A 20,553-nucleotide genomic window follows, 5' to 3' on the forward strand; every position below is an offset into this window, starting at 1 on the left:
GGGACGTATGCGGACTTCAGCGACGCCGACGGGTCTTACTCGTCCGCGCGGCCTTGGCCCGCTTGGCGGCGAACCGCACACCACCGGGGCTCTCGCCGACCTCCACCCGGACGACCGTGGACAGTGGATCGACGATCCCCTCGCCCACGTGCAGGATCGAGGTCTCCACCACGCCGAGACGGGCGAGCGCGGCACGTGCTCCGCTGATCTCCTCCTCGGCGGTGTCGCCCTTGAGCGCGAGCATCTCGCCGTACGGACGCAGCAGGGGGACGCCCCAGCCCGCCAGCCGGTCCAGCGGGGCCACCGCTCGGGCGGTCACCACATGCACGGGGGTGATCTTGCCGAGCATCTCCTCCGCTCGTCCCCGGGCCACGGTCACATGGTCGAGCCCGAGCAGTTCGACGACCTCCTGGAGGAAGTTCGTCCGACGCAGAAGGGGCTCAAGGAGCGTGATCTTCAGATCGGGCCGGACCAGAGCCAGCGGGATGCCGGGCAGGCCGGCGCCTGAGCCCACATCGCAGACCGTGACGCCCTCGGGGACGACCTCCGAGAGGACGGCACAGTTCAGCAGGTGGCGTTCCCAGAGACGCGGAACCTCACGCGGACCGATGAGGCCGCGCTTCACACCCGCGTCGGCCAGGAGCTCCGCGTACCGCACGGCCTCCGGGAAGTACTCACCGAAGACTGTCCGCGCCTGCTCCGGAGCCTCGGGGAGCTCCGCTTCCTCCGTCACGGGAACCGTCCTTCCGTACCGCACGTCCAGCGTGCGAGCGCACTGTGGTGGCTGACTATCGGGCTGACAAAGATCGGCCCCGCCTGCGAACAGACGGGGCCGACACTACGTGAGGGTTCAGGCCGGAAGCACGACGACGAAGCGCTGCGGCTCCTCGCCCTCGGACTCGCTGCGCAGACCGGCGGCGGCGATCGCGTCGTGCACGACCTTGCGCTCGAACGGCGTCATCGGGTCCAGCTTGACCGGCTGGCCCGAGGTCTTCACCTCGTTCGCGGCCTTGGCGCCCAGTTCGGCGAGCTCGGCGCGCTTCTGGGCGCGGAAGCCCGCGATGTCCAGCATCAGGCGGCTGCGGTCACCGGTCTCACGGTGCACGGCCAGCCGGGTCAGCTCCTGAAGGGCCTCCAGGACCTCACCGTCGCGGCCCACGAGCTTCTGCAGTTCGCGGCCGTTGGAGTCGCTGATGATCGAGACCGCGGCGCGGTCCGCCTCGACGTCCATGTCGATGTCGCCGTCGAGGTCGGCGATGTCGAGCAGGCCTTCGAGGTAGTCGGCCGCGATCTCACCCTCCTGCTCCAGGCGGGTCAGGGTGTCGCCCTCGGCAGCGGCGGTGGTGGTGCCTTCCGTCACGGATGGACTCCTTCTTGCTTCTGGGCGGCTTACTTCTTGGAGGACGGGTGCTTGGGCCGCTGCTGGCCCTTGCGCTGACCGGACTTGCCCTGGCGGGAGCCTCCGGAGTTGGCACGGCTCGGGCGGCCGGGCTTGTCGGCCGGTGCCGCGTCCTTCGACTCGTCCTTGGCCGTGGACTTCTTCACGAGCGAGGGGCCCTCCGAGGGGCCCTCGTCCTCGGCGGCGGGCTCGGAGGTCTCCTCGGTGTCCGCTGCCGCGTCCTTGGACGCGCCGGCCTGGCGCTGGGCCTTGGTCTGGCGCTTGGGCTGCTGACGCTTGGCCGCACCGCCCTCGGCCTCGGCGGCGACCGTGTCGCTCTTGAGCACGTTGCCGTCGGTCTGGGCGGCGAAACCGGCCTTGGCGAGGCCTGCGAAGAAGCGGCGCTCGTTCTCGTTGCGGTCGCCGCCCTTGGCCACGATGGCCTTGACGATGTTCTTCCGGCGACGGCCGCGGACCTCACCGTGCTGCGTGACGTTCTTCAGCAGCCGCTGGAGGTAGGAGTCCTGCGCCTTGCTGCCCGGGGTCGGGTTCTGGCTGATCACGTACATCTGCTGACCCATGGTCCACACGTTGGTGGTCAGCCAGTAGACGAGGACACCGACGGGGAAGTTGACACCCATGACGGCGAAGATCACCGGGAAGATGTACATGAGCATCTTCTGCTGCTGCATGTACGGCGTCTTCACCGAGAGGTCGACGTTCTTCATCATCAGCTGGCGCTGGGTGAAGAACTGCGAGGCCGACATCAGGACGATCATGATCGCGGTGACGATGCGGACATCGGTGAGCGAGGCCTGGAGCGCTGCGACCTTCTCGGCGCTGTCCGTGAACTTGGCGGCCAGCGGGGCACCGAAGATGTGGGCCTGACGGGCGCTCTCCAGCAGCGGCTGGTCGATGACGCCGATGACCTTGCCCGAGGCGATCGAGGACAGCACGTGGTACAGCGCGAAGAAGAACGGCGACTGGGCCAGGATGGGAAGGCACGAGGAGAGCGGGTTGGTGCCCGTCTCCTTGTACAGCTTCATCATCTCTTCGGACTGACGCTGCTTGTCGCTCTTGTAGCGCTCCTGGATCGCCTTCATCTTCGGCTGGAGCGCCTGCATGTTCCGCGTCGACTTGATCTGCTTGACGAACAGCGGGATCAGACAGATGCGGATCAGCACCACGAGGGACACGATGGACAGGCCCCAGGCCCAGCCCGTGTCAGGGCCGAAGACCGCCCCGTACACCTTGTGGAACTGGACGATGACCCAGGAAACAGGCCAGGTGATGAAGCTGAACAGACTGGCGATCGTGTCCACTAATCAGGCTCCTTGAGCATTGGGCGAGGTCTCGGCGGCCGGGCTCGTCTCGGCGGGGGACCCGCCCTTGTCGCCACGCAGCGCGTTCCGCAGCATCTCGTGCCAGCGGGGGCGCTTGCGCGCGGGGACGTGGTCCACTCCGCCGGGCGACCACGGATTGCACCGCAGGATGCGCCAGGCGGTCAGGGCCGTGCCCTTGATCGCGCCATGCCGGTCGATGGCCGTGAATCCGTAGTGGGAACACGACGGGTAGTACCGGCAGACGGGCCCCAGAAGGGGGCTGATCGTCCACTGGTACAGCTTGATGAGAGCAAGGAGCGGGTACTTCATCGCGCGCCCCCTCCCAGTAGCCGCTGAAGAGCGGCGTCCAGGTCTCGGGCCAGCTGTGCGTGGTCGGCGTCACCGGCGCCGGGCAACGCCCGTACGACCACCAAGCTACCGGGGGGCAGCTCGGTGAGACGGTCTCGCATGAGATGGCGGAGGCGACGCTTCACCTGGTTGCGTACGACCGCACCGCCTACGGCTTTGCTCACGACGAAACCCGCACGCGTCAGGGGAGCGCTCTCCCCAGGCGCGTGCGGGTCCGTTGCACCGCTGCGTAGGTGGACGACAAGGAGCGGGCGCCCGGCCCTGCGTCCTCGTCGTACCGCAGTTGCGAAGTCCTCGCGCCGCCTCAGCCGATTCTCGGTAGGCAGCACGTCATGACCTGTTTGAGATGGATCAGGCGGACAGGCTCGCGCGACCCTTGCCACGGCGGTTCGCCAGGATGGCGCGGCCGGCACGGGTGCGCATACGCAGACGGAAGCCGTGGGTCTTCGCACGACGACGGTTGTTCGGCTGGAAGGTGCGCTTGCTCACTCGGGGGCTCCAGAAATGATTCGTAGATGGCGGGACATCGCCTGGCTGTCACCGTGCGCCCACGAGTAGCTCGCAATACGCCCGAGTGCACCGCTTCACAATCACAGACCGTGATCTTTGCCCATCGGAGGCAGGCGGCAGCAGCCATCGACAACTCGACCTGGTCACGGTACGCGCGGCTACGCCATCCGGTCAAACCGACCTGTCGCCACCTCCCATTGTGCACAGGCTGTGGACAACAACTTGAACCACGTCAGGCGGCGCGACTACCTTGGACAGACTCCACAATCTTTTCCGTTCTGTCCTCTCCTGTCCTCACGGACCCGTCCTCACGGACACCGACCCACCGTCCCCGAGAACCACACCATCGTGGGACCTGCGAGAAAGCGTGCCCTGTGGCTGACGTACCTGCCGATCTTGCCGCAGTGTGGCCACGCGTCCTGGAGCGTCTCCTCGCCGAGGGCCAGCAGGGGATCGAGCCCAAGGACAAGCAGTGGATCGAACGCTGCCAGCCGCTCGCCCTGGTCGCCGACACGGCGCTGCTCGCCGTCCCCAACGAGTGGGGCAAGCGCGTCCTGGAGGGCCGTCTGGCCCCGCTGATCAGCGAGACCCTCAGCCATGAGTGCGGCAGGCCGATCCGGATCGCGATCACCGTCGACGAGTCGGTCGGGGAGCCGTCGCCGCCCGCTCCCCCCGCGCAGCAGCCGCAGCAGTCCCGGTACGACGAGCGCGGGCAGTCGGAGACGTACGAGAAGTACGACGGCTACGGTCACCGGCCGATGCCCGACGACGGGCTGCCCACCGCGCGCCCCGCCTACCCGGACTACGGGCAGCAGCGGCCCGACCCCGGCGCCTGGCCGCGGACCCAGGAGGACCTGTCCTGGCAGCAGCCGCGGCTCGGCGGCTACCAGGAGCGCGCGCCGTACACCGGACCCGAGCAGTCCCGGCAGCCGCGCTACGACGAGCCGTCCCGGGGCTACGAGCCGCAGCGGCCCGAGCGCTCCGAGCTGCCCGACCCGCAGGGCCACGGCGCCCGCCCCGGCCCCCGGCCGGGCGGTCCCGTGCCGGGCCCGGGTTCCTCCTCCACCGGGCAGGGCGCGGGCGCGCCGGGCGAGCAGCACGCGCGGCTGAACCCCCGGTACCTCTTCGACACGTTCGTGATCGGTTCCTCGAACCGGTTCGCGCACGCCGCCGCCGTCGCGGTGGCGGAGGCGCCGGCGAAGGCGTACAACCCGCTTTTCATCTACGGCGAGTCGGGCCTCGGCAAGACCCACCTGCTGCACGCGATCGGGCACTACGCGCGGAGCCTCTACCCGGGCACGCGCGTGCGGTACGTGAGCTCGGAGGAGTTCACCAACGAGTTCATCAACTCGATCCGGGACGGCAAGGGCGACGCCTTCCGCAAGCGCTACCGCGATGTGGACATCCTGCTCGTCGACGACATCCAGTTCCTCGCGAGCAAGGAGTCGACGCAGGAGGAGTTCTTCCACACCTTCAACACCCTGCACAACGCGAACAAGCAGATCGTGCTCTCCTCGGACCGGCCGCCCCGGCAGCTGGTGACCCTGGAGGACCGGCTCCGCAACCGCTTCGAGTGGGGCCTCACCACCGATGTGCAGCCGCCGGAGCTGGAGACCCGGATCGCGATCCTCCGGAAGAAGGCGGTGCAGGAGCAGCTGAACGCCCCGCCGGAGGTGCTGGAGTTCATCGCCTCCCGGATCTCGCGGAACATCCGCGAGCTGGAGGGCGCGCTGATCCGGGTGACCGCCTTCGCGAGCCTCAACCGGCAGCCGGTGGACCTGGGGCTGACCGAGATCGTCCTCAAGGACCTGATCCCGGGCGACGACGACTCGTCGCCGGAGATCACCGCACCGGCGATCATGGCGGCCACGGCCGACTACTTCGGGCTCACGGTGGAGGACCTGTGCGGATCGTCGCGCAGCCGCGTCCTGGTGACGGCACGGCAGATCGCCATGTACCTGTGCCGGGAGCTGACGGACCTGTCGTTGCCGAAGATCGGCGCGCAGTTCGGCGGGCGTGACCACACGACGGTGATGCACGCGGACCGGAAGATCCGCGCGCTGATGGCGGAGCGGCGCTCCATCTACAACCAGGTCACCGAGCTGACCAACCGCATCAAGAACGGCTGACGGGCGGGCGGCGCGACCGCCGGACCCAAGGGCGCCCCGGGACACCTCCCGGGGCGCCCTTCGCCGTTCCCGGACCTCTTGTCCCGTACGCGGTCGAGGGGCGGCCGGCCCGGCGTACGGCCGGGCCCGGACGTCGGCCTGGCCCGGCCCGCTCGGACCCGGTCCTGGCGCCGAGGGGCCCGGATCCCGTCCCGAGCGGAGTCCCCCGGCGCAGCGACTGAGGCGGGTCCCGAGCCGCCCCGTGACGCTCCCCGAGCCGTCCCCTGACGTTCCCGAGCCCTCTCCAGAACCGCTCCAGAACCGCTCCAGATCCTCCTGAGCCCTCTTCGGACCCCCTCCGAACCCCCTCCGGACCCCTTCTCGGAGCCTTCCGGAGCGCCTGCGGGGCCGTACGCGGCTGTGCACGGACAGTCGCAGGGGCGCCGGGCTGTTCGATTAAGCCGCTCCGGTGGCAGGTTCTCCACAGATTGGGGGATGATCTCCCGTCCACAGGGTGGGGACTACGAAGTTATCCGGATCGTGTCCACAGACCCGGCTGGTGACAGATCATCACCCCAGGTCAGCACCCTGTGGAATTGTGCATAAAAGATCTCCACAGGCTGTGGATAAAACTTTCGTCCACAGGAGGCTCCGAAGGTTGTCCACCGGCAACCCACAGGCAGCGGCCCGTTGCCCACAGCTTCTCCACACCTCTGTCCACTGTTCGGCAACAAAACGGCCATGGTCACCGCGCCGAGTGAAAGCCGTCACACCGAGGTGGACGGTTGGGCTGTGGGGAACCTGGGTAAAGCTGGGGACATCGCTGGGGAGAACTCACCCTCGCCTGTGCATGGCCTGTGCAGAACTTTCGGGTGTCCACAGAGACACCGGGTTTTCCACCGGCTCCACCCACAGGCTCGGTGGACAAAAAACAGGGCCTGACCTGCGAATACGGGGTTATCCACCGTTTCCACAGGCCCTACTACTACTCCTACTTAGAGTTAGCTAGGAATCCGCTTCGAAGTGGGGCCTGTGCACAACTCGCCGCCGGAGCTCGGACGCCTGCTCGACCCGACTTGACCCCGAGCAGCACCGAGTGTCGGCGGCGTACGTCAGACTGGTTCTCGCAGTCGACGAAGAGCCAGCAACAGCAGGAGGCGGTTCCGGTGAAGATCCGGGTGGAGCGCGATGTACTCGCGGAGGCGGTGGCCTGGGTGGCCCGCAGCCTTCCGGCCCGTCCGCCGGCGCCCGTGCTCGCGGGCCTTCTGCTGAAGGCCGAGGACGGCGCGCTGAGCTTCTCCAGCTTCGACTACGAGGTCTCGGCCCGTGTCTCCGTCGGCGCGGAGGTCGAGGAGGACGGCACCGTCCTGGTCTCCGGCCGTCTGCTCGCCGACATCTGCCGCGCCCTCCCCAACCGCCCGGTGGAGATCTCCACCGACGGCGTCCGGGCGACCGTGGTCTGCGGCTCCTCCCGCTTCACCCTCCACACCCTGCCCGTGGAGGAGTACCCCGCGCTGCCCGAGATGCCGACCGCCACCGGCACCGTCCCCGGTGAGGTCTTCGCCTCCGCCGCCGCGCAGGTGGCCATCGCCGCCGGCCGTGACGACACGCTGCCCGTCCTCACCGGTGTGCGCATCGAGATCGAGGGCGACACCGTCACCCTGGCCTCCACCGACCGCTACCGCTTCGCGGTCCGCGAGTTCCTGTGGAAGCCGGAGTCCCCGGACGCCTCCGCCGTCGCCCTGGTGCCCGCGAAGACCCTCCTGGACACCGCGAAGGCGCTCACCAGCGGTGACACGGTCACCCTGGCGCTCTCCGGCTCCGGCAAGGGCGAGGGCCTGATCGGCTTCGAGGGCGCGGGCCGCCGCACCACCACCCGGCTCCTCGAGGGCGACCTGCCGAAGTACCGGACGCTCTTCCCGACCGAGTTCAACTCGATCGCCGTGATCGAGACCGCGCCGTTCGTCGAGGCCGTCAAGCGCGTGGCCCTGGTGGCCGAGCGCAACACCCCGGTGCGGCTGAGCTTCGAGCAGGGCGTGCTGATCCTCGAGGCCGGTTCCAGCGACGACGCACAGGCTGTGGAGCGGGTCGACGCGAAGCTGGAGGGCGACGACATCTCGATCGCCTTCAACCCGACCTTCCTGCTCGACGGACTGAGCGCGATCGACTCCCCGGTCGCCCAGCTCTCCTTCACGACCTCCACCAAGCCCGCGCTGCTCAGCGGCAGGGCGGCCGTGGACGCCGAGGCGGACGAGGCGTACAAGTACCTGATCATGCCGGTGCGGCTCTCCGGCTGACCCCGGGTCCGGGGACGCCCCCGGAGGCCGCCCGTGGCCGGTGCGGCCCTCCGGCCGAGCGCCCCGTACGGGGCTTCGCCTGAGCGGCTGACCCCACAGGTGTGCACCCGCGTCCGGGCGTAGGCTCGGACGCGGGTACGAACCGCACACGACGCTTAAGGAATCTCTGATGGAGCTCGGTCTCGTCGGTCTCGGCAAGATGGGCGGCAACATGCGCGAGCGCATCCGCCGCGCAGGCCACACCGTCATCGGATACGACCGCAACCCGGACCTCGCCGATGTCCACAGCCTGGAAGAGCTTGTGGGCAAGCTCAAGGGTCCGCGCGTCGTGTGGGTGATGGTCCCGGCCGGTGCCGCGACCCAGTCCACCATCGACGAGCTGGCCGAACTGCTCTCCCCCGGCGACATCGTCGTGGACGGCGGCAACTCCCGCTGGACCGACGACGAGAAGCACGCGGAGGAGCTGGCGGCCAAGGGCATCGGCTTCGTCGACTGCGGTGTCTCCGGCGGCGTCTGGGGCCTGGAGAACGGCTACGCGCTGATGTACGGCGGCTCCGCCGAGGACGTGGCGAGGGTCCAGCCGATCTTCGACGCCCTCAAGCCCGAGGGAGAGTTCGGCTCGGTCCACGCGGGCAAGGTCGGCGCGGGCCACTTCGCCAAGATGGTCCACAACGGCATCGAGTACGCCATGATGCAGGCCTACGCCGAGGGCTGGGAGCTCCTGGAGAAGGTCGACTCCGTCACCGATGTGCGCGAGGTCTTCCGCTCCTGGCAGGAGGGCACGGTCATCCGTTCCTGGCTGCTCGACCTCGCGGTGAACGCGCTGGACGAGGACGAGCACCTGGACGCGCTCCGGGGCTACGCGCAGGACTCCGGCGAGGGCCGGTGGACCGTCGAGGCGGCCATCGACAACGCGGTGCCGCTCCCGGCGATCACCGCCTCGCTGTTCGCGCGGTTCGCCTCGCGGCAGGACGACTCCCCGCAGATGAAGATGATCGCCGCGCTGCGCAACCAGTTCGGCGGCCACGCGGTCGAGTCCAAGAAGTAGTCCACAGGCTGTGCACCCGGTGGTGCGCAGCCACCGGGGAAGGTCGGCGCCCAACCATGCACGTCACGCATCTCTCGCTGGCCGACTTCCGCTCGTACGCCCGGGTCGAGGTCCCGCTCGACCCGGGCGTCACCGCTTTCGTGGGCGCCAACGGCCAGGGCAAGACCAATCTGGTCGAGGCCGTCGGCTATCTCGCGACCCTGTCCAGCCACCGGGTCGCCTCCGACGCGCCGCTGGTGCGGAGGGGAGCCGAGCGCGCCGTCGTGCGCGCCGCCGTCACCCAGGGCGAGCGCTCCCAGCTCATCGAGCTCGAACTCAACCCGGGCCGCGCCAACCGCGCCCGTATCAACAGGTCCTCGCAGGTCAGACCGCGTGACGTGGTCGGCATCCTGCGGACCGTGCTGTTCGCGCCGGAAGACCTCGCCCTGGTGAAGGGCGACCCGGGCGAGCGCCGGCGCTTCCTCGACGAACTCATCACGGCGCGCACGCCGCGCATGGCGGGCGTGCGCTCCGACTACGAGCGCGTGCTCAAGCAGCGCAACACGCTCCTGAAGTCGGCGGCGATGGCCCGACGGCACGGCGGTCGCGGCATGGACCTGTCGACGCTCGACGTCTGGGACCAGCACCTGGCCCGTACCGGGGCGGAGCTGCTCGCCCAGCGGCTCGACCTGATCTCCGTACTCCAGCCGCTCGCGGACAAGGCGTACGAGCAGCTGGCGCCCGGCGGAGGACCGCTGCTCCTCGAGTACCGGCCGTCCGCGCCCGGCGCCGGACACACCCGCGAGGAGCTGTACGAGCAGGTGCTCGCCGCCCTGGGAGAGGTGCGCAAGCAGGAGGTCGAGCGGGGCGTCACCCTGGTCGGTCCGCACCGCGACGAACTGCTCCTCAGTCTCGGCGACCTGCCCGCCAAGGGGTACGCGAGCCACGGCGAGTCCTGGTCGTACGCGCTGGCGCTCCGGCTCGCCTCGTACGACCTGCTGCGGAGCGAGGGCAACGAACCGGTCCTCGTCCTCGACGACGTCTTCGCCGAACTCGACGCACGGCGGCGCGAACGGCTCGCCGAGCTGGTGGCGGACGGCGAGCAGGTCCTCGTCACCGCGGCCGTCGACGACGACGTGCCGGGTGTCCTCGCCGGGGCGCGTTACACGGTGACGGGCGGGACGGTCGAGCGGACATGAGCGAAGGTTCCCCACAGCCTGTGGACAGGCCCGCGGTCCCCGAACCCTCCGGGGTGGACCTCGCGAGGGTCGCCCTGCGCGCCGCCAAGGAGCAGGCGAAGGCGCGGGGCGCCGCCGCCCAGCAGAAGAAGCAGGCCCGGCGCGGGGGCGGACTGCGCTCCGGCGCGCGCGCCGACGGGCGCGACCCGATGGAGCTGGGCGCCGCGATCAACCGGCTGATCACCGAGCGGGGCTGGGAGACGCCCGCGGCCGTCGGCGGAGTCATGGGCCGCTGGCCGCAGATCGTCGGCGAGGACCTGGCCAAGCACTGCGTACCGCTGAAGTTCGACGACGAGCCGGACGCGCGCGTGCTGACCGTGCAGTGCGACTCGACCGCCTGGGCGACCCAGCTGCGGCTGCTCGCCCCCCGGCTCGTCGCCCGCCTCAACGAGGACCTGGGGCACGGCACGGTACGGGTGATCAAGGTCCTCGGCCCCGGTGCGCCCCGGCGCGGCTACGGACCGCTCAGGGCCCCCGGCAGCGTCGGGCCCGGGGACACGTACGGGTAGGGCCGCCCTTCCACGAGGCGGGGCGAGGTGTGGGGCGCGAGGCCGTGAGGCGGGGCGAAAGGGGCGTGCGCCGCGCGCCCGCCGAAAGTGTGCGCGCCCTCACACGAGCCGCCCCCGCACACCCCCCCGTACGACCCGCCCCACCCGGATCGCTCCCACCGGATCGCCCTCACCTCGGGCCGTCGTCGCTCCAGGCAGCCCCCACCCGGCCGTCCTCCCGCGCGGGCGCCCCGGCGCGGTCCGCCTTCCCGCGCCCCCGCGCCCGCCCCACCCGGCTCCTCGGCGGACGGCCCGTCATCGCGCGCCCCTACCCCCCACCCGCCCCGCGCGCCCATGTGCCCGCGCCCGGGCGCTCGTACACGCGCGTTCGTACGGATGTCCCGATTCCACCGCACCCCGCCCCGCCGCCCGGGGGTTCCGTCCGGCCCCCGCCCGCCCGTTCCACCCCCGCGGGTCGGTGCCCGTGACCCGGCGGGCCGGACACCCACAGCGAGACATCGACCCCGAAGCGCTGGGTGGCCGTCAGGGGGCTCTGAAGCCCCTGTCCGGATATGGGGAGTCGTCTCGCTCCCGCTCAGGGCGGCACATGCGGACTCAGGTACCGGCAAACCCCCATGACTGTCGGCGCTACCGGTAGACTGGAAGGTAATCCCGCCACCCCGCGGAAATGTCGAACGACGCAGCCGGCTCCCGTATGCCCGGAGAACGGCCTGTGCTGTGCCAGAAAGGGCGCTTCGTGGCCGATTCCGGCGACCCCAACGAGAACAACCAGTACACCGCCAACAACATCCAGGTCCTCGAGGGCCTGGATGCGGTGCGCAAGCGCCCCGGCATGTACATCGGCTCGACCGGCGAGCGCGGTCTGCACCACATGGTGCAGGAGGTCGTCGACAACTCGGTCGACGAAGCCCTGGCCGGTCACGCCGACACCATCGACGTGACGATCCTGCCCGACGGCGGCGTGCGCGTGATCGACAACGGCCGCGGCATCCCGGTGGGCATCGTGGCCTCCGAGGGCAAGCCGGCCGTCGAGGTCGTCCTGACCGTGCTGCACGCGGGCGGCAAGTTCGGCGGCGGCGGCTACGCCGTCTCCGGCGGTCTGCACGGCGTCGGCGTGTCGGTCGTGAACGCCCTGTCCACGAGGATCGCCGTCGAGATCAAGACGGACGGTCACCGCTGGACGCAGGAGTACGCGATGGGCGTCCCGACCGCCCCGCTCGTCCAGCACGAGGCGACCGAGGAGACCGGCACCTCGGTCACCTTCTGGGCCGACCCGGACATCTTCGAGACCACCGAGTACTCCTTCGAGACGCTCGCGCGCCGCTTCCAGGAGATGGCCTTCCTCAACAAGGGCCTCACCCTGACGCTCACGGACGAGCGCGAGTCGGCGAAGGCCACGGTCGGGGCGGACGTCCCCGCCACGGAGTCCACCGAGCCCGCCGCCCGCACGGTGAAGTACCACTACGAGGGCGGCATCGTCGACTTCGTGAAGTACCTCAACTCGCGCAAGGGCGAGCTGATCCACCCCACGGTGATCGACCTGGAGGCGGAGGACAAGGAGAAGAGCCTGTCCCTCGAGGTCGCGATGCAGTGGAACAGCGGCTACAGCGAGGGCGTGTACTCCTTCGCCAACATCATCCACACCCACGAGGGCGGCACGCACGAGGAGGGCTTCCGGGCGGCGCTGACCTCGCTGATCAACAAGTACGCGCGCGACAAGAAGCTGCTCCGCGAGAAGGACGACAACCTCACGGGCGACGACATCCGCGAGGGCCTGACGGCGATCATCTCGGTCAAGCTGAGCGAGCCGCAGTTCGAGGGCCAGACCAAGACCAAGCTGGGCAACACGGAGGCCAAGACCTTCGTGCAGCGCGCGGTCTACGAGCACCTCAACGACTGGCTCGACCGCAACCCGATCGAGGCCGCGGACATCATCCGCAAGTCGATCCAGGCCGCCACCGCGCGCGTGGCCGCGCGCAAGGCGCGCGACCTGACCCGCCGCAAGGGCCTCCTGGAGTCGGCGTCGCTGCCGGGCAAGCTCTCCGACTGCCAGTCGAACGACCCGTCCAAGTGCGAGATCTTCATCGTCGAGGGCGACTCCGCCGGTGGTTCGGCCAAGTCCGGCCGCAACCCGATGTACCAGGCCATCCTGCCGATCCGCGGCAAGATCCTGAACGTCGAGAAGGCGCGGATCGACAAGATCCTGCAGAACACCGAGGTCCAGGCGCTGATCAGCGCCTTCGGCACCGGGGTGCACGAGGACTTCGACATCGAGAAGCTCCGCTACCACAAGATCATCCTGATGGCGGACGCCGACGTCGACGGCCAGCACATCAACACCCTGCTCCTGACCTTCCTCTTCCGCTTCATGCGACCGCTGGTCGAGGCCGGGCACGTCTACCTCTCCCGCCCGCCGCTCTACAAGATCAAGTGGGGCCGGGACGACTTCGAGTACGCCTACTCGGACCGGGAGCGGGACGCGCTCGTCGAGCTGGGCAAGCAGAACGGCAAGCGGATCAGGGAAGACTCGATCCAGCGCTTCAAGGGCCTCGGCGAGATGAACGCCGAGGAGCTGCGCGTCACCACCATGGACGTCGAGCACCGCGTCCTCGGCCAGGTCACCCTGGACGACGCGGCCCAGGCCGACGACCTCTTCTCGGTCCTCATGGGTGAGGACGTCGAGGCACGCCGTTCGTTCATCCAGCGCAACGCCAAGGACGTTCGCTTCCTCGACATCTGAGTCGGTCCCCGCTGACCGTACGAAAGGACTGACGACCAGCAATGGCCGACGAAACCACGCCCACCGGCACCACCGAAGAGCAGGAACCCGTCATGCGGATCGAGCCCGTCGGGCTCGAGACCGAGATGCAGCGCTCGTACCTCGACTACGCGATGTCCGTCATCGTGTCCCGCGCGCTGCCCGACGTACGGGACGGCCTCAAGCCCGTCCACCGGCGCGTGCTGTACGCGATGTACGACGGCGGCTACCGGCCCGAGAAGGGCTTCTACAAGTGCGCCCGCGTCGTCGGTGACGTCATGGGCACGTACCACCCGCACGGCGACTCCTCGATCTACGACGCGCTCGTCCGGCTCGCCCAGCCCTGGTCGATGCGGATGCCGCTCGTCGACTCCAACGGCAACTTCGGCTCCCCGGGCAACGACCCGGCCGCCGCCATGCGCTACACCGAGTGCAAGATGGCGCCGCTGTCGATGGAGATGCTCCGCGACATCGACGAGGAGACCGTCGACTTCACGGACAACTACGACGGCCGCAACAAGGAGCCCACGGTCCTCCCGGCCCGGTTCCCGAACCTGCTGGTCAACGGCTCCGCGGGCATCGCCGTCGGCATGGCCACCAACATCCCGCCGCACAACCTGCGCGAGGTCGCGGCCGGTGCCCAGTGGGCCCTGGAACACCCCGAGGCCAGCCACGAGGAGCTCCTCGACGCCCTGATCGAGCGGATCAAGGGCCCGGACTTCCCCACCGGCGCGCTCGTCGTCGGCCGCAAGGGCATCGAGGAGGCGTACCGCACCGGTCGCGGCTCCATCACGATGCGCGCGGTCGTCGAGGTCGAGGAGATCCAGAACCGCCAGTGCCTGGTGGTCACGGAGCTGCCGTACCAGACCAACCCGGACAACCTCGCGCAGAAGATCGCCGACCTGGTCAAGGACGGCAAGGTCGGCGGCATCGCCGACGTCCGCGACGAGACCTCGTCCCGGACCGGCCAGCGCCTGGTGATCGTGCTCAAGCGCGACGCCGTCGCCAAGGTCGTCCTCAACAACCTGTACAAGCACACCGATCTCCAGACGAACTTCGGCGCGAACATGCTGGCGCTCGTCGACGGCGTGCCGCGCACCCTCTCGCTCGACGCGTTCATCCGCCACTGGGTGACGCACCAGATCGAGGTCATCGTGCGCCGGACCCGCTTCCGGCTGCGCAAGGCCGAGGAGCGCGCCCACATCCTGCGCGGTCTGCTCAAGGCGCTCGACGCGATCGACGAGGTCATCGCGCTCATCCGGCGCAGCGACACCGTCGAGATCGCCCGCGGCGGCCTGATGGAGCTCCTCCGGATCGACGAGATCCAGGCCAACGCGATCCTGGAGATGCAGCTCCGCCGGCTCGCCGCCCTGGAGCGCCAGAAGATCGTCGCCGAGCACGACGAGCTCCAGGCGAAGATCAACGAGTACAACGCGATCCTGGCCTCCCCGGAGCGCCAGCGCTCGATCGTCAGCGAGGAGCTGGCCGCGCTCGTCGAGAGGTTCGGCGACGACCGCCGGTCCAAGCTCGTGCCCTTCGACGGTGACATGTCCATCGAGGACCTGATCGCCGAGGAGGACATCGTCGTCACCATCTCGCGCGGTGGCTACGTGAAGCGGACGAAGACCGAGGACTACCGCTCGCAGAAGCGCGGCGGCAAGGGCGTGCGCGGCACGAAGCTGAAGCAGGACGACATCGTCGACCACTTCTTCGTCTCCACGACCCACCACTGGCTGCTGTTCTTCACGAACAAGGGCCGGGTCTACCGCGTGAAGGCGTACGAGCTGCCCGACGCGGGCCGGGACGCGCGCGGCCAGCACGTCGCCAACCTGCTGGCCTTCCAGCCGGACGAGCAGATCGCGCAGATCCTGGCGATCCGCGACTACGAGGCCGCGCCGTACCTGGTGCTCGCGACCAAGGCCGGTCTGGTGAAGAAGACCGCGCTGAAGGACTACGACTCGCCGCGCGCCGGAGGTGTCATCGCGATCAACCTGCGCGAGACCGAGAACGGCGCGGACGACGAGCTGATCGGCGCCGAGCTGGTCTCCGCCGAGGACGATCTGCTGCTCGTCAGCAAGAAGGCGCAGTCGATCCGCTTCACCGCCACGGACGACGCGCTGCGTCCGATGGGACGCGCCACCTCGGGCGTCAAGGGGATGAGTTTCCGCGAGGACGACGAGCTGCTCTCGATGAATGTCGTCCGGCCCGGTACGTTCGTCTTCACCGCGACCGACGGCGGCTACGCGAAGCGCACCGCCGTCGACGAGTACCGGGTCCAGGGCCGTGGCGGCCTCGGCATCAAGGCTGCCAAGATCGTGGAGGACCGGGGCTCGCTCGTGGGCGCGCTGGTGGTCGAGGAGACGGACGAGATCCTCGCCATCACGCTGTCCGGCGGTGTGATCCGTACGCGAGTCAGCGAAGTCAGGGAGACCGGCCGTGACACGATGGGCGTCCAGCTGATCAACCTGGGCAAGCGTGACGCCGTCGTCGGCATCGCGCGCAACGCCGAGGCGAGCGGTGACGACGAGGTGGACGAGTCCGACGAGGCCGTGGAGGCGTCGGAGGACACGGTGGTCGAGACCGTGGTGGTCGAGACCGGGACAGTCGAGGGCACGGAGCTCTCGGCAGGGGAGCACGAGGAGTGAGAGCGTGAGTGGAGCCACGGGCGCCGGATCGGCGGCTGCCGGAGCTTCTGCTGGTGCTGGAGCGAACGGCGCCCGTGGCTCCGCCACGGACTCCCAGGGGGTTGCGGTGACGGACACTCGGGGGCAGCAGCCCCCGTACGAGACCTACAACGGGCCGCTGCCCGGCGAGCGCACGGGTGCGCAGCCGACGGGGCCCTACCATCCGCCGCAGGCGTACGGCGCTTCGGCGCCGGGCGGCCAGCAGACGGGGACCGGTGCCGTGCGCCGACCGCGTACCGGGGCGCGTACGACGCCCCGGACGCGCAAGGCGCGGCTGCGGGTGGCCAAGGCCGATCCGTGGTCGGTGATGAAGGTGAGCTTCCTGCTCTCCATCGCGCTGGGCATCTGCACGGTCGTCGCGGCGGCCGTGCTGTGGATGGTCATGGACGCCATGGGCGTCTTCTCCACGGTCGGCGGCACGATCAGCGAGGCGACGGGCTCGAACGAGTCCAACGGCTTCGACCTGCAGTCGTTCCTGTCGCTGCCGAGGGTGCTGATGTTCACCTCGGTGATCGCGGTGATCGACGTGGTGCTGATGACCGCCCTGGCGACGCTGGGCGCGTTCATCTACAACCTGTCGGCGGGCTTCGTGGGCGGTGTGGAGCTGACGCTCGCCGAGGACGAGTAGGGCGTGCGGGGCCGGCCCGGGAACGGATTTTGGGACTGGCCCCCACGTGCGCTAATCTTCAGGAGTCAGCGCGCGGGACATACTCCGCAGAAGCGCGGCGGGGCTATAGCTCAGTTGGTTAGAGCGCATCCCTGATAAGGATGAGGCCACAGGTTCAAATCCTGTTAGCCCCACAGTGACGATCGACCCGGACGGTACTCCGTCCGGGTCGATCTGTTTGTCCGGGCGTGGTCGGAGGTTTGAACCTCGCACAGGTCACCGATCGGTATCGGTCGATGTGTAGAGTGGGCGCCAGAAGTCCCCTACGTCAACGAAGGACGAGGTCGCGCGGTGAAGAAGCTTCTCCTGGTCGCACTGGCCGCCATCGGCGGGCTCCTCGTGTACCGCCAGATCCAGGCGGATCGCGCCGAGCAGGACCTGTGGACGGAGGCGACCGACTCCGTGCCCGCAGGTTCCGGTGTCTGAGTCGAAGAACGTCTGTGGGTGAAGCCCCGGCCGCGCGTGAGCGGGCCGGGGCTTCGCTCTGTCTGAGCGTTTTTTCCTTGCCCGTGTGAAGCGCCGAGGCGGATCGTCGTACGGGGCGTGCGGGGCCCCACGGGAGCCGGGGGGCGCGCGGGGCCCACAGGGGCTGTTGGGGCCCTCGGAGGCCGTGGGAGCTGCCGGGAGTGGCAGAGGGCGCTGTCGTGGCAGCTGTGAGGCTCTCGGGGCCCTCCGGGCTCCGAGGCCCTTGGGGCCCTCCGGACTCTTGGGGCTCTCCGGGCGGAAACCCGGGGGCGGCGGCCTCAGTTGGTCGCGGACAGCGTGCGCGGGGAGCCACCGGCGACGAGGTTCCTGGTGCACAGGACCTCGTCGCCGGTGGCTCCCCCGCCCGTCGCGCCCCGCCCGTTCCCCGTCGCGGACCCGCCGGTGTCGTGTCGTCCGCCGGTGGTGCCGCCGGACGGTCTAGTTCTGGTGCGACTCGTAGTGGGCGACGGCGTCCGCCGTGCGACCCGCGCCGTACACCCGGAGGAACTCCGCCAGTTCCGGGTGGGCCGGGGCGAGGGAGTCGGCGGCGTCGATGATGTCGCCCGCCGCCGCTACGGAGCGCAGCAGCGACTGGATCTCGCGGACCACCCGGCGCACGGTCGGCGCGCCGGAGCCGTTGGTGGGCTGGGTGGCGCCGGTGAGGACGGAACCGCCCTGCGACTTCTTGACCTCGTCCATCCGGTCGGCGGCCTCGGCGGCGCTGACGCTGCCGTCGGCGACCTGGACGGCGAGCTCCTGGAGGGCCTGGACGCGCTGGACGACGGCCGGGTTGCCGATCTTGGCCCGCTGGCCGCTCATCAGCTGGGACAGCATGGGCGCGGAGAGTCCGAGGACGGCCGCGAGCCTGGCCTGATTGAGCCCGAGGTCGTCGATCAGCCGACGGAAGAGCGCCCCCAACGGCTCCCCGTACCAACTGCGCTGAAGCTCTCTGGCTCTGGCCGTGGCTTCCTGCTGCGCTGCGTCCATGACTTACTCCCCATCCCTGCGGTTCGCCACCGCGAACCTCGCTCAGCATCTTACGGAGCGTGGTCGTGGACCGGGAGTCCTATCCTTTTGCCGGACATGGGGGGTGACCCGGTACGCTGTCCTCGTTCCGGGGCCTTAGCTCAGTTGGTAGAGCGCTGTCTTTGCATGGCAGATGTCAGGGGTTCGACTCCCCTAGGCTCCACGTGACGAGACCCCTCCGGCCCGTGTTCTCCACGGGCCGGAGGGGTCTTTTCGGTCTTCTCGCCGGTGGTGCTCGCGGCCGTCGGCGGCGGGCACCACTGGTCCGCCCGGTCCGCCGGGTCCGGCCGGGTGCTCAGGCGCGGTCCGTCAGTTCCTCCGCGTACACCTGGGACAGCGGCTGCGGGCCGATGTACTGCTGGCAGTTGCACGGCCCGGCCTCGTACCGCACGGGCTTGCGGTGCTCGTCCCAGGCCGTCGGCACCTCGACCCGCTCGTGACACCGGCCCTGCTTGTCGTGCTTGGCCAGGTGGTGGGTGCATCCGCAGACCGGTTCGGGCGTGCGGTGGGTGGCGTCCAGCGCCAGACGCTCCTGTTTCGCCGCCTCCAGGACCTCCATCCTGCGCTCGTGGCGATGGCGCAGCGCGGTGCGGACGTTGTCCGCCGCCCATGCGAAGCCCCCCGTCCAGAACAGGATGAGAACCAACCAGACCCAGTTCATCCGCTCCCCTTCCCCCGTCGTCTCTCCTCAGAATAGGACGGCTCCCCGGCCGTACGAGAGGGTGCGACGGAGGGTTTCGCGAGCCGTACGAGAGGGCGCGACGGAAGGTTTCGCGCGGGGGGCCGGGGGCAGGTCGGCGTCGAGGGCCGGTGCTCACCCGCACCCGGTCCCGTCCACTCACGCCCCACCGGAAGGCAGCTCACCCATGGGCATCATCAGCTGGATCGTTCTCGGCCTCCTGGCCGGAGCCGTGGCGAAGTTCCTCCTGCCCGGACGTGATCCGGGGGGCCTCATCGGCACCACCCTCATCGGCGTCGCCGGGTCCTTCCTCGGCGGCTGGCTCTCCGCGACCTTCCTGGACCGCCCGATACAGAACGAGTTCTACGACCCCGCCACCTGGGGCGCGGCCATCGGCGGCGCCCTGGTGCTGCTGATCGGCTACCGGATCCTGTTCGGCAACTCCCGGAACTGACCGCGCCGGGGCCCGTGGGTTCCGGCCCACTGGTCCGGACGGGTGGTGTTCATCGGAAGAACTGCGCGGCGGCGGCCACGGTCCGTGCACATCGGGAGCGCATCCCCATCATGAGAAAAGTACGTAAAGCGCGCAACCCGAAATGAACCATCCGAGAACATCACGAAAGTGAGGGGCCATGGCCACCGCCAAGGTCAAGCAGTTCTGGACCGCCTTCCTCTCCGTCCTCTTCGCCCTGCTCTCCTCCGTCGGTCTGGCGGGCACCGCCGCGGCCGGCCAGCCGCAGGCCGTCCACCAGCCCGAGGAGCCGGTCACCGCCCCGGTCCGCGTCGCCACCGTCGCCGCCGCGCCGGGCGGGCGGGCGGAGGTCTCCGTACCGGCGCAGCGGACGCACCGGTGGACGCTCGCCGGGGACCGCTCCCTGCCGCCCACGCTCAAGCAGCGCATCGCCGCCGAGGCCCACGGGTCCTCGCCCGCCGCGCGGCACCGCTCGTCGGCCGGTGCCCCGGCCGTGAGCGACGAGCCCGCCGCGCTGACCGAGCTGGCGCTCGCCGCCGCGTAGGGCCCGGTGACCACGATCGCGCGCGTCCTTCCGCGCGTCCCGGCCGCACGGTCGCTCCGCACGGCACGTCTCCCCGTACGTCCCGCTCCCTCCACACGTCACGCACCCCGGTACGTCCACGGGCAGCCGGTACGGCACTCCGGCCGCTTCCCCGGGTACGTCGCTCCGCGCACCTCATGGTCGCGGGGGCCCGTAGGACCTGTAGGACTTGTAGGACCTGTAGTTCCGCGGCCCTGTGGGACCCGTGGCTCGGCAGGACCCGTGGAACCGCAGGACCGGCGAGCCAGGCAGGTTCTCTCCGCCCGGCGACAGGACCCGTCAGTGCCGCGAGGTCCGCGAGGTCCGGAAGCCCTGTGGCTCCGGGACCCCAGCAGGACTCTCCGGCCCCGCAAGGCTTCTCCGTCACGCAAGGCTTCTCAGCCCCACAAGCCCCACAGGCACAACTAGCCTCATAGGCCCACGAGTAGACCCACAGAACCACAAGCTCCACGGCCTCGGCC

Annotated in this window: 19 protein-coding genes and 2 tRNA genes; 13 read left to right on the forward strand and 8 right to left on the reverse strand. The window is 69.8% G+C overall.

From position 1 onward, the window contains the following. Window positions 1-16: 16 nt before the first annotated feature. The 6 genes from rsmG to rpmH form a co-directional block, all read right to left on the reverse strand. Complete coding sequence (rsmG, locus tag ACFXGN_RS05090; protein ID WP_384853615.1) at window positions 17-733, reverse strand: 16S rRNA (guanine(527)-N(7))-methyltransferase RsmG; 717 nt, start codon at window positions 731-733, stop codon at window positions 17-19. Window positions 734-850: 117 nt separating this feature from the next. Next, complete coding sequence (locus ACFXGN_RS05095; RefSeq protein ID WP_351783308.1) at window positions 851-1,360, reverse strand: R3H domain-containing nucleic acid-binding protein; 510 nt, start codon at window positions 1,358-1,360, stop codon at window positions 851-853. A 29-nt stretch (window positions 1,361-1,389) separates the two neighbouring features. Next, a complete protein-coding gene (gene yidC / locus ACFXGN_RS05100) occupies window positions 1,390-2,700 on the reverse strand; it encodes a membrane protein insertase YidC (RefSeq protein ID WP_384853617.1) in 1,311 nt (436 codons plus the stop codon). Window positions 2,701-2,703: 3 nt separating this feature from the next. After that, the gene (gene yidD / locus ACFXGN_RS05105; RefSeq protein WP_329855968.1) at window positions 2,704-3,030 is read right to left on the reverse strand and encodes a membrane protein insertion efficiency factor YidD; all 327 of its coding nucleotides are present in this window, start codon (window positions 3,028-3,030) and stop codon (window positions 2,704-2,706) included. Continuing rightward, window positions 3,027-3,398: a ribonuclease P protein component gene (gene rnpA, locus ACFXGN_RS05110; RefSeq protein WP_384853620.1), complete on the reverse strand. Its 372-nt coding sequence runs from the start codon at window positions 3,396-3,398 to the stop codon at window positions 3,027-3,029. Before rnpA ends, yidD begins: the two co-directional genes overlap by 4 nt. Window positions 3,399-3,420: 22 nt before the next feature. Continuing rightward, window positions 3,421-3,558: a 50S ribosomal protein L34 gene (gene rpmH, locus ACFXGN_RS05115; protein ID WP_006381191.1), complete on the reverse strand. Its 138-nt coding sequence runs from the start codon at window positions 3,556-3,558 to the stop codon at window positions 3,421-3,423. A gap of 395 nt (window positions 3,559-3,953) precedes the next feature. Here rpmH and dnaA point away from each other — a divergent pair, with 395 nt between their 5' ends. The 10 genes from dnaA to ACFXGN_RS05165 all read left to right on the forward strand — a co-directional run bounded on the left by dnaA (window position 3,954) and on the right by ACFXGN_RS05165 (window position 17,293). After that, window positions 3,954-5,708 (forward strand): chromosomal replication initiator protein DnaA, encoded by a 1,755-nt coding sequence (gene dnaA, locus ACFXGN_RS05120; protein WP_384853622.1) that lies wholly within the window; start codon window positions 3,954-3,956, stop codon window positions 5,706-5,708. 1,145 nt (window positions 5,709-6,853) lie between these two features. Further along, window positions 6,854-7,984 (forward strand): DNA polymerase III subunit beta, encoded by a 1,131-nt coding sequence (gene dnaN / locus ACFXGN_RS05125; protein ID WP_366443574.1) that lies wholly within the window; start codon window positions 6,854-6,856, stop codon window positions 7,982-7,984. Between the two features lie 169 nt (window positions 7,985-8,153). Beyond that, window positions 8,154-9,032 carry a phosphogluconate dehydrogenase (NAD(+)-dependent, decarboxylating) gene (gene gnd / locus ACFXGN_RS05130; RefSeq protein WP_351783320.1) on the forward strand — a complete coding sequence of 293 codons (879 nt, stop codon included), beginning with the start codon at window positions 8,154-8,156 and terminating at the stop codon, window positions 9,030-9,032. A gap of 56 nt (window positions 9,033-9,088) precedes the next feature. Continuing rightward, entirely contained in the window at window positions 9,089-10,210 is a 1,122-nt protein-coding gene (gene recF / locus ACFXGN_RS05135) for a DNA replication/repair protein RecF (RefSeq protein WP_384853627.1), read from the forward strand. Beyond that, on the forward strand, window positions 10,207-10,758 hold the full coding sequence (locus ACFXGN_RS05140) for a DUF721 domain-containing protein (RefSeq protein ID WP_384853630.1): 552 nt from the start codon (window positions 10,207-10,209) through the stop codon (window positions 10,756-10,758). The genes recF and ACFXGN_RS05140 overlap by 4 nt, the downstream gene beginning before the upstream one ends. 712 nt (window positions 10,759-11,470) lie before the next feature. Next, complete coding sequence (gene gyrB / locus ACFXGN_RS05145) at window positions 11,471-13,498, forward strand: DNA topoisomerase (ATP-hydrolyzing) subunit B (RefSeq protein WP_384854503.1); 2,028 nt, start codon at window positions 11,471-11,473, stop codon at window positions 13,496-13,498. A gap of 41 nt (window positions 13,499-13,539) precedes the next feature. Further along, complete coding sequence (gene gyrA / locus ACFXGN_RS05150; RefSeq protein ID WP_384853633.1) at window positions 13,540-16,161, forward strand: DNA gyrase subunit A; 2,622 nt, start codon at window positions 13,540-13,542, stop codon at window positions 16,159-16,161. A 4-nt stretch (window positions 16,162-16,165) separates the two neighbouring features. Then, a complete protein-coding gene (locus ACFXGN_RS05155) occupies window positions 16,166-16,828 on the forward strand; it encodes a DUF3566 domain-containing protein (RefSeq protein WP_384853636.1) in 663 nt (220 codons plus the stop codon). Window positions 16,829-16,927: 99 nt separating this feature from the next. Next, window positions 16,928-17,001 (forward strand) — tRNA-Ile (locus ACFXGN_RS05160). Between the two features lie 157 nt (window positions 17,002-17,158). Then, window positions 17,159-17,293 carry a DLW-39 family protein gene (locus ACFXGN_RS05165; protein ID WP_003958712.1) on the forward strand — a complete coding sequence of 45 codons (135 nt, stop codon included), beginning with the start codon at window positions 17,159-17,161 and terminating at the stop codon, window positions 17,291-17,293. Window positions 17,294-17,770: 477 nt separating this feature from the next. Here ACFXGN_RS05165 and ACFXGN_RS05170 read toward each other — a convergent pair whose 3' ends face one another. Further along, on the reverse strand, window positions 17,771-18,319 hold the full coding sequence (locus ACFXGN_RS05170) for a DNA-binding protein (RefSeq protein WP_351783332.1): 549 nt from the start codon (window positions 18,317-18,319) through the stop codon (window positions 17,771-17,773). 129 nt (window positions 18,320-18,448) lie between these two features. On the opposite strand from ACFXGN_RS05170, the gene ACFXGN_RS05175 reads away from it, so the two are divergent. Beyond that, window positions 18,449-18,521, forward strand: a tRNA-Ala gene (locus ACFXGN_RS05175). 132 nt (window positions 18,522-18,653) lie between these two features. Here the strand turns inward: ACFXGN_RS05175 and ACFXGN_RS05180 are convergent. Then, on the reverse strand, window positions 18,654-19,019 hold the full coding sequence (locus ACFXGN_RS05180; RefSeq protein WP_384853639.1) for a hypothetical protein: 366 nt from the start codon (window positions 19,017-19,019) through the stop codon (window positions 18,654-18,656). A 205-nt stretch (window positions 19,020-19,224) separates the two neighbouring features. Here ACFXGN_RS05180 and ACFXGN_RS05185 point away from each other — a divergent pair, with 205 nt between their 5' ends. Both ACFXGN_RS05185 and ACFXGN_RS05190 read left to right on the forward strand, forming a co-directional pair. Next, window positions 19,225-19,491 (forward strand): GlsB/YeaQ/YmgE family stress response membrane protein, encoded by a 267-nt coding sequence (locus ACFXGN_RS05185; RefSeq protein ID WP_384853642.1) that lies wholly within the window; start codon window positions 19,225-19,227, stop codon window positions 19,489-19,491. A gap of 178 nt (window positions 19,492-19,669) precedes the next feature. Then, the gene (locus ACFXGN_RS05190) at window positions 19,670-20,053 is read left to right on the forward strand and encodes a DUF6344 domain-containing protein (RefSeq protein WP_384853645.1); all 384 of its coding nucleotides are present in this window, start codon (window positions 19,670-19,672) and stop codon (window positions 20,051-20,053) included. Window positions 20,054-20,553 lie beyond the last annotated feature (500 nt).

It is taken from the genome of Streptomyces sp. NPDC059247 (genome assembly GCF_042754005.1).
In the GTDB taxonomy this organism is placed as follows: domain Bacteria; phylum Actinomycetota; class Actinomycetes; order Streptomycetales; family Streptomycetaceae; genus Streptomyces.

Excerpts from the sequence above, each read along its gene's own strand:
- gnd (WP_351783320.1), top strand. The coding sequence starts at position 8,154 with ATGGAGCTCGGTCTCGTCGGTCTCGGCAAGATGGGCGGCAACATGCGC.
- gyrA (WP_384853633.1), top strand. The coding sequence starts at position 13,540 with ATGGCCGACGAAACCACGCCCACCGGCACCACCGAAGAGCAGGAACCC.
- yidD (WP_329855968.1), bottom strand. The coding sequence starts at position 3,030 with ATGAAGTACCCGCTCCTTGCTCTCATCAAGCTGTACCAGTGGACGATC.
- ACFXGN_RS05190 (WP_384853645.1), top strand. The coding sequence starts at position 19,670 with ATGGCCACCGCCAAGGTCAAGCAGTTCTGGACCGCCTTCCTCTCCGTC.
- ACFXGN_RS05185 (WP_384853642.1), top strand. The coding sequence starts at position 19,225 with ATGGGCATCATCAGCTGGATCGTTCTCGGCCTCCTGGCCGGAGCCGTG.
- ACFXGN_RS05170 (WP_351783332.1), bottom strand. The coding sequence starts at position 18,319 with ATGGACGCAGCGCAGCAGGAAGCCACGGCCAGAGCCAGAGAGCTTCAG.
- ACFXGN_RS05180 (WP_384853639.1), bottom strand. The coding sequence starts at position 19,019 with ATGAACTGGGTCTGGTTGGTTCTCATCCTGTTCTGGACGGGGGGCTTC.
- recF (WP_384853627.1), top strand. The coding sequence starts at position 9,089 with ATGCACGTCACGCATCTCTCGCTGGCCGACTTCCGCTCGTACGCCCGG.
- ACFXGN_RS05140 (WP_384853630.1), top strand. The coding sequence starts at position 10,207 with ATGAGCGAAGGTTCCCCACAGCCTGTGGACAGGCCCGCGGTCCCCGAA.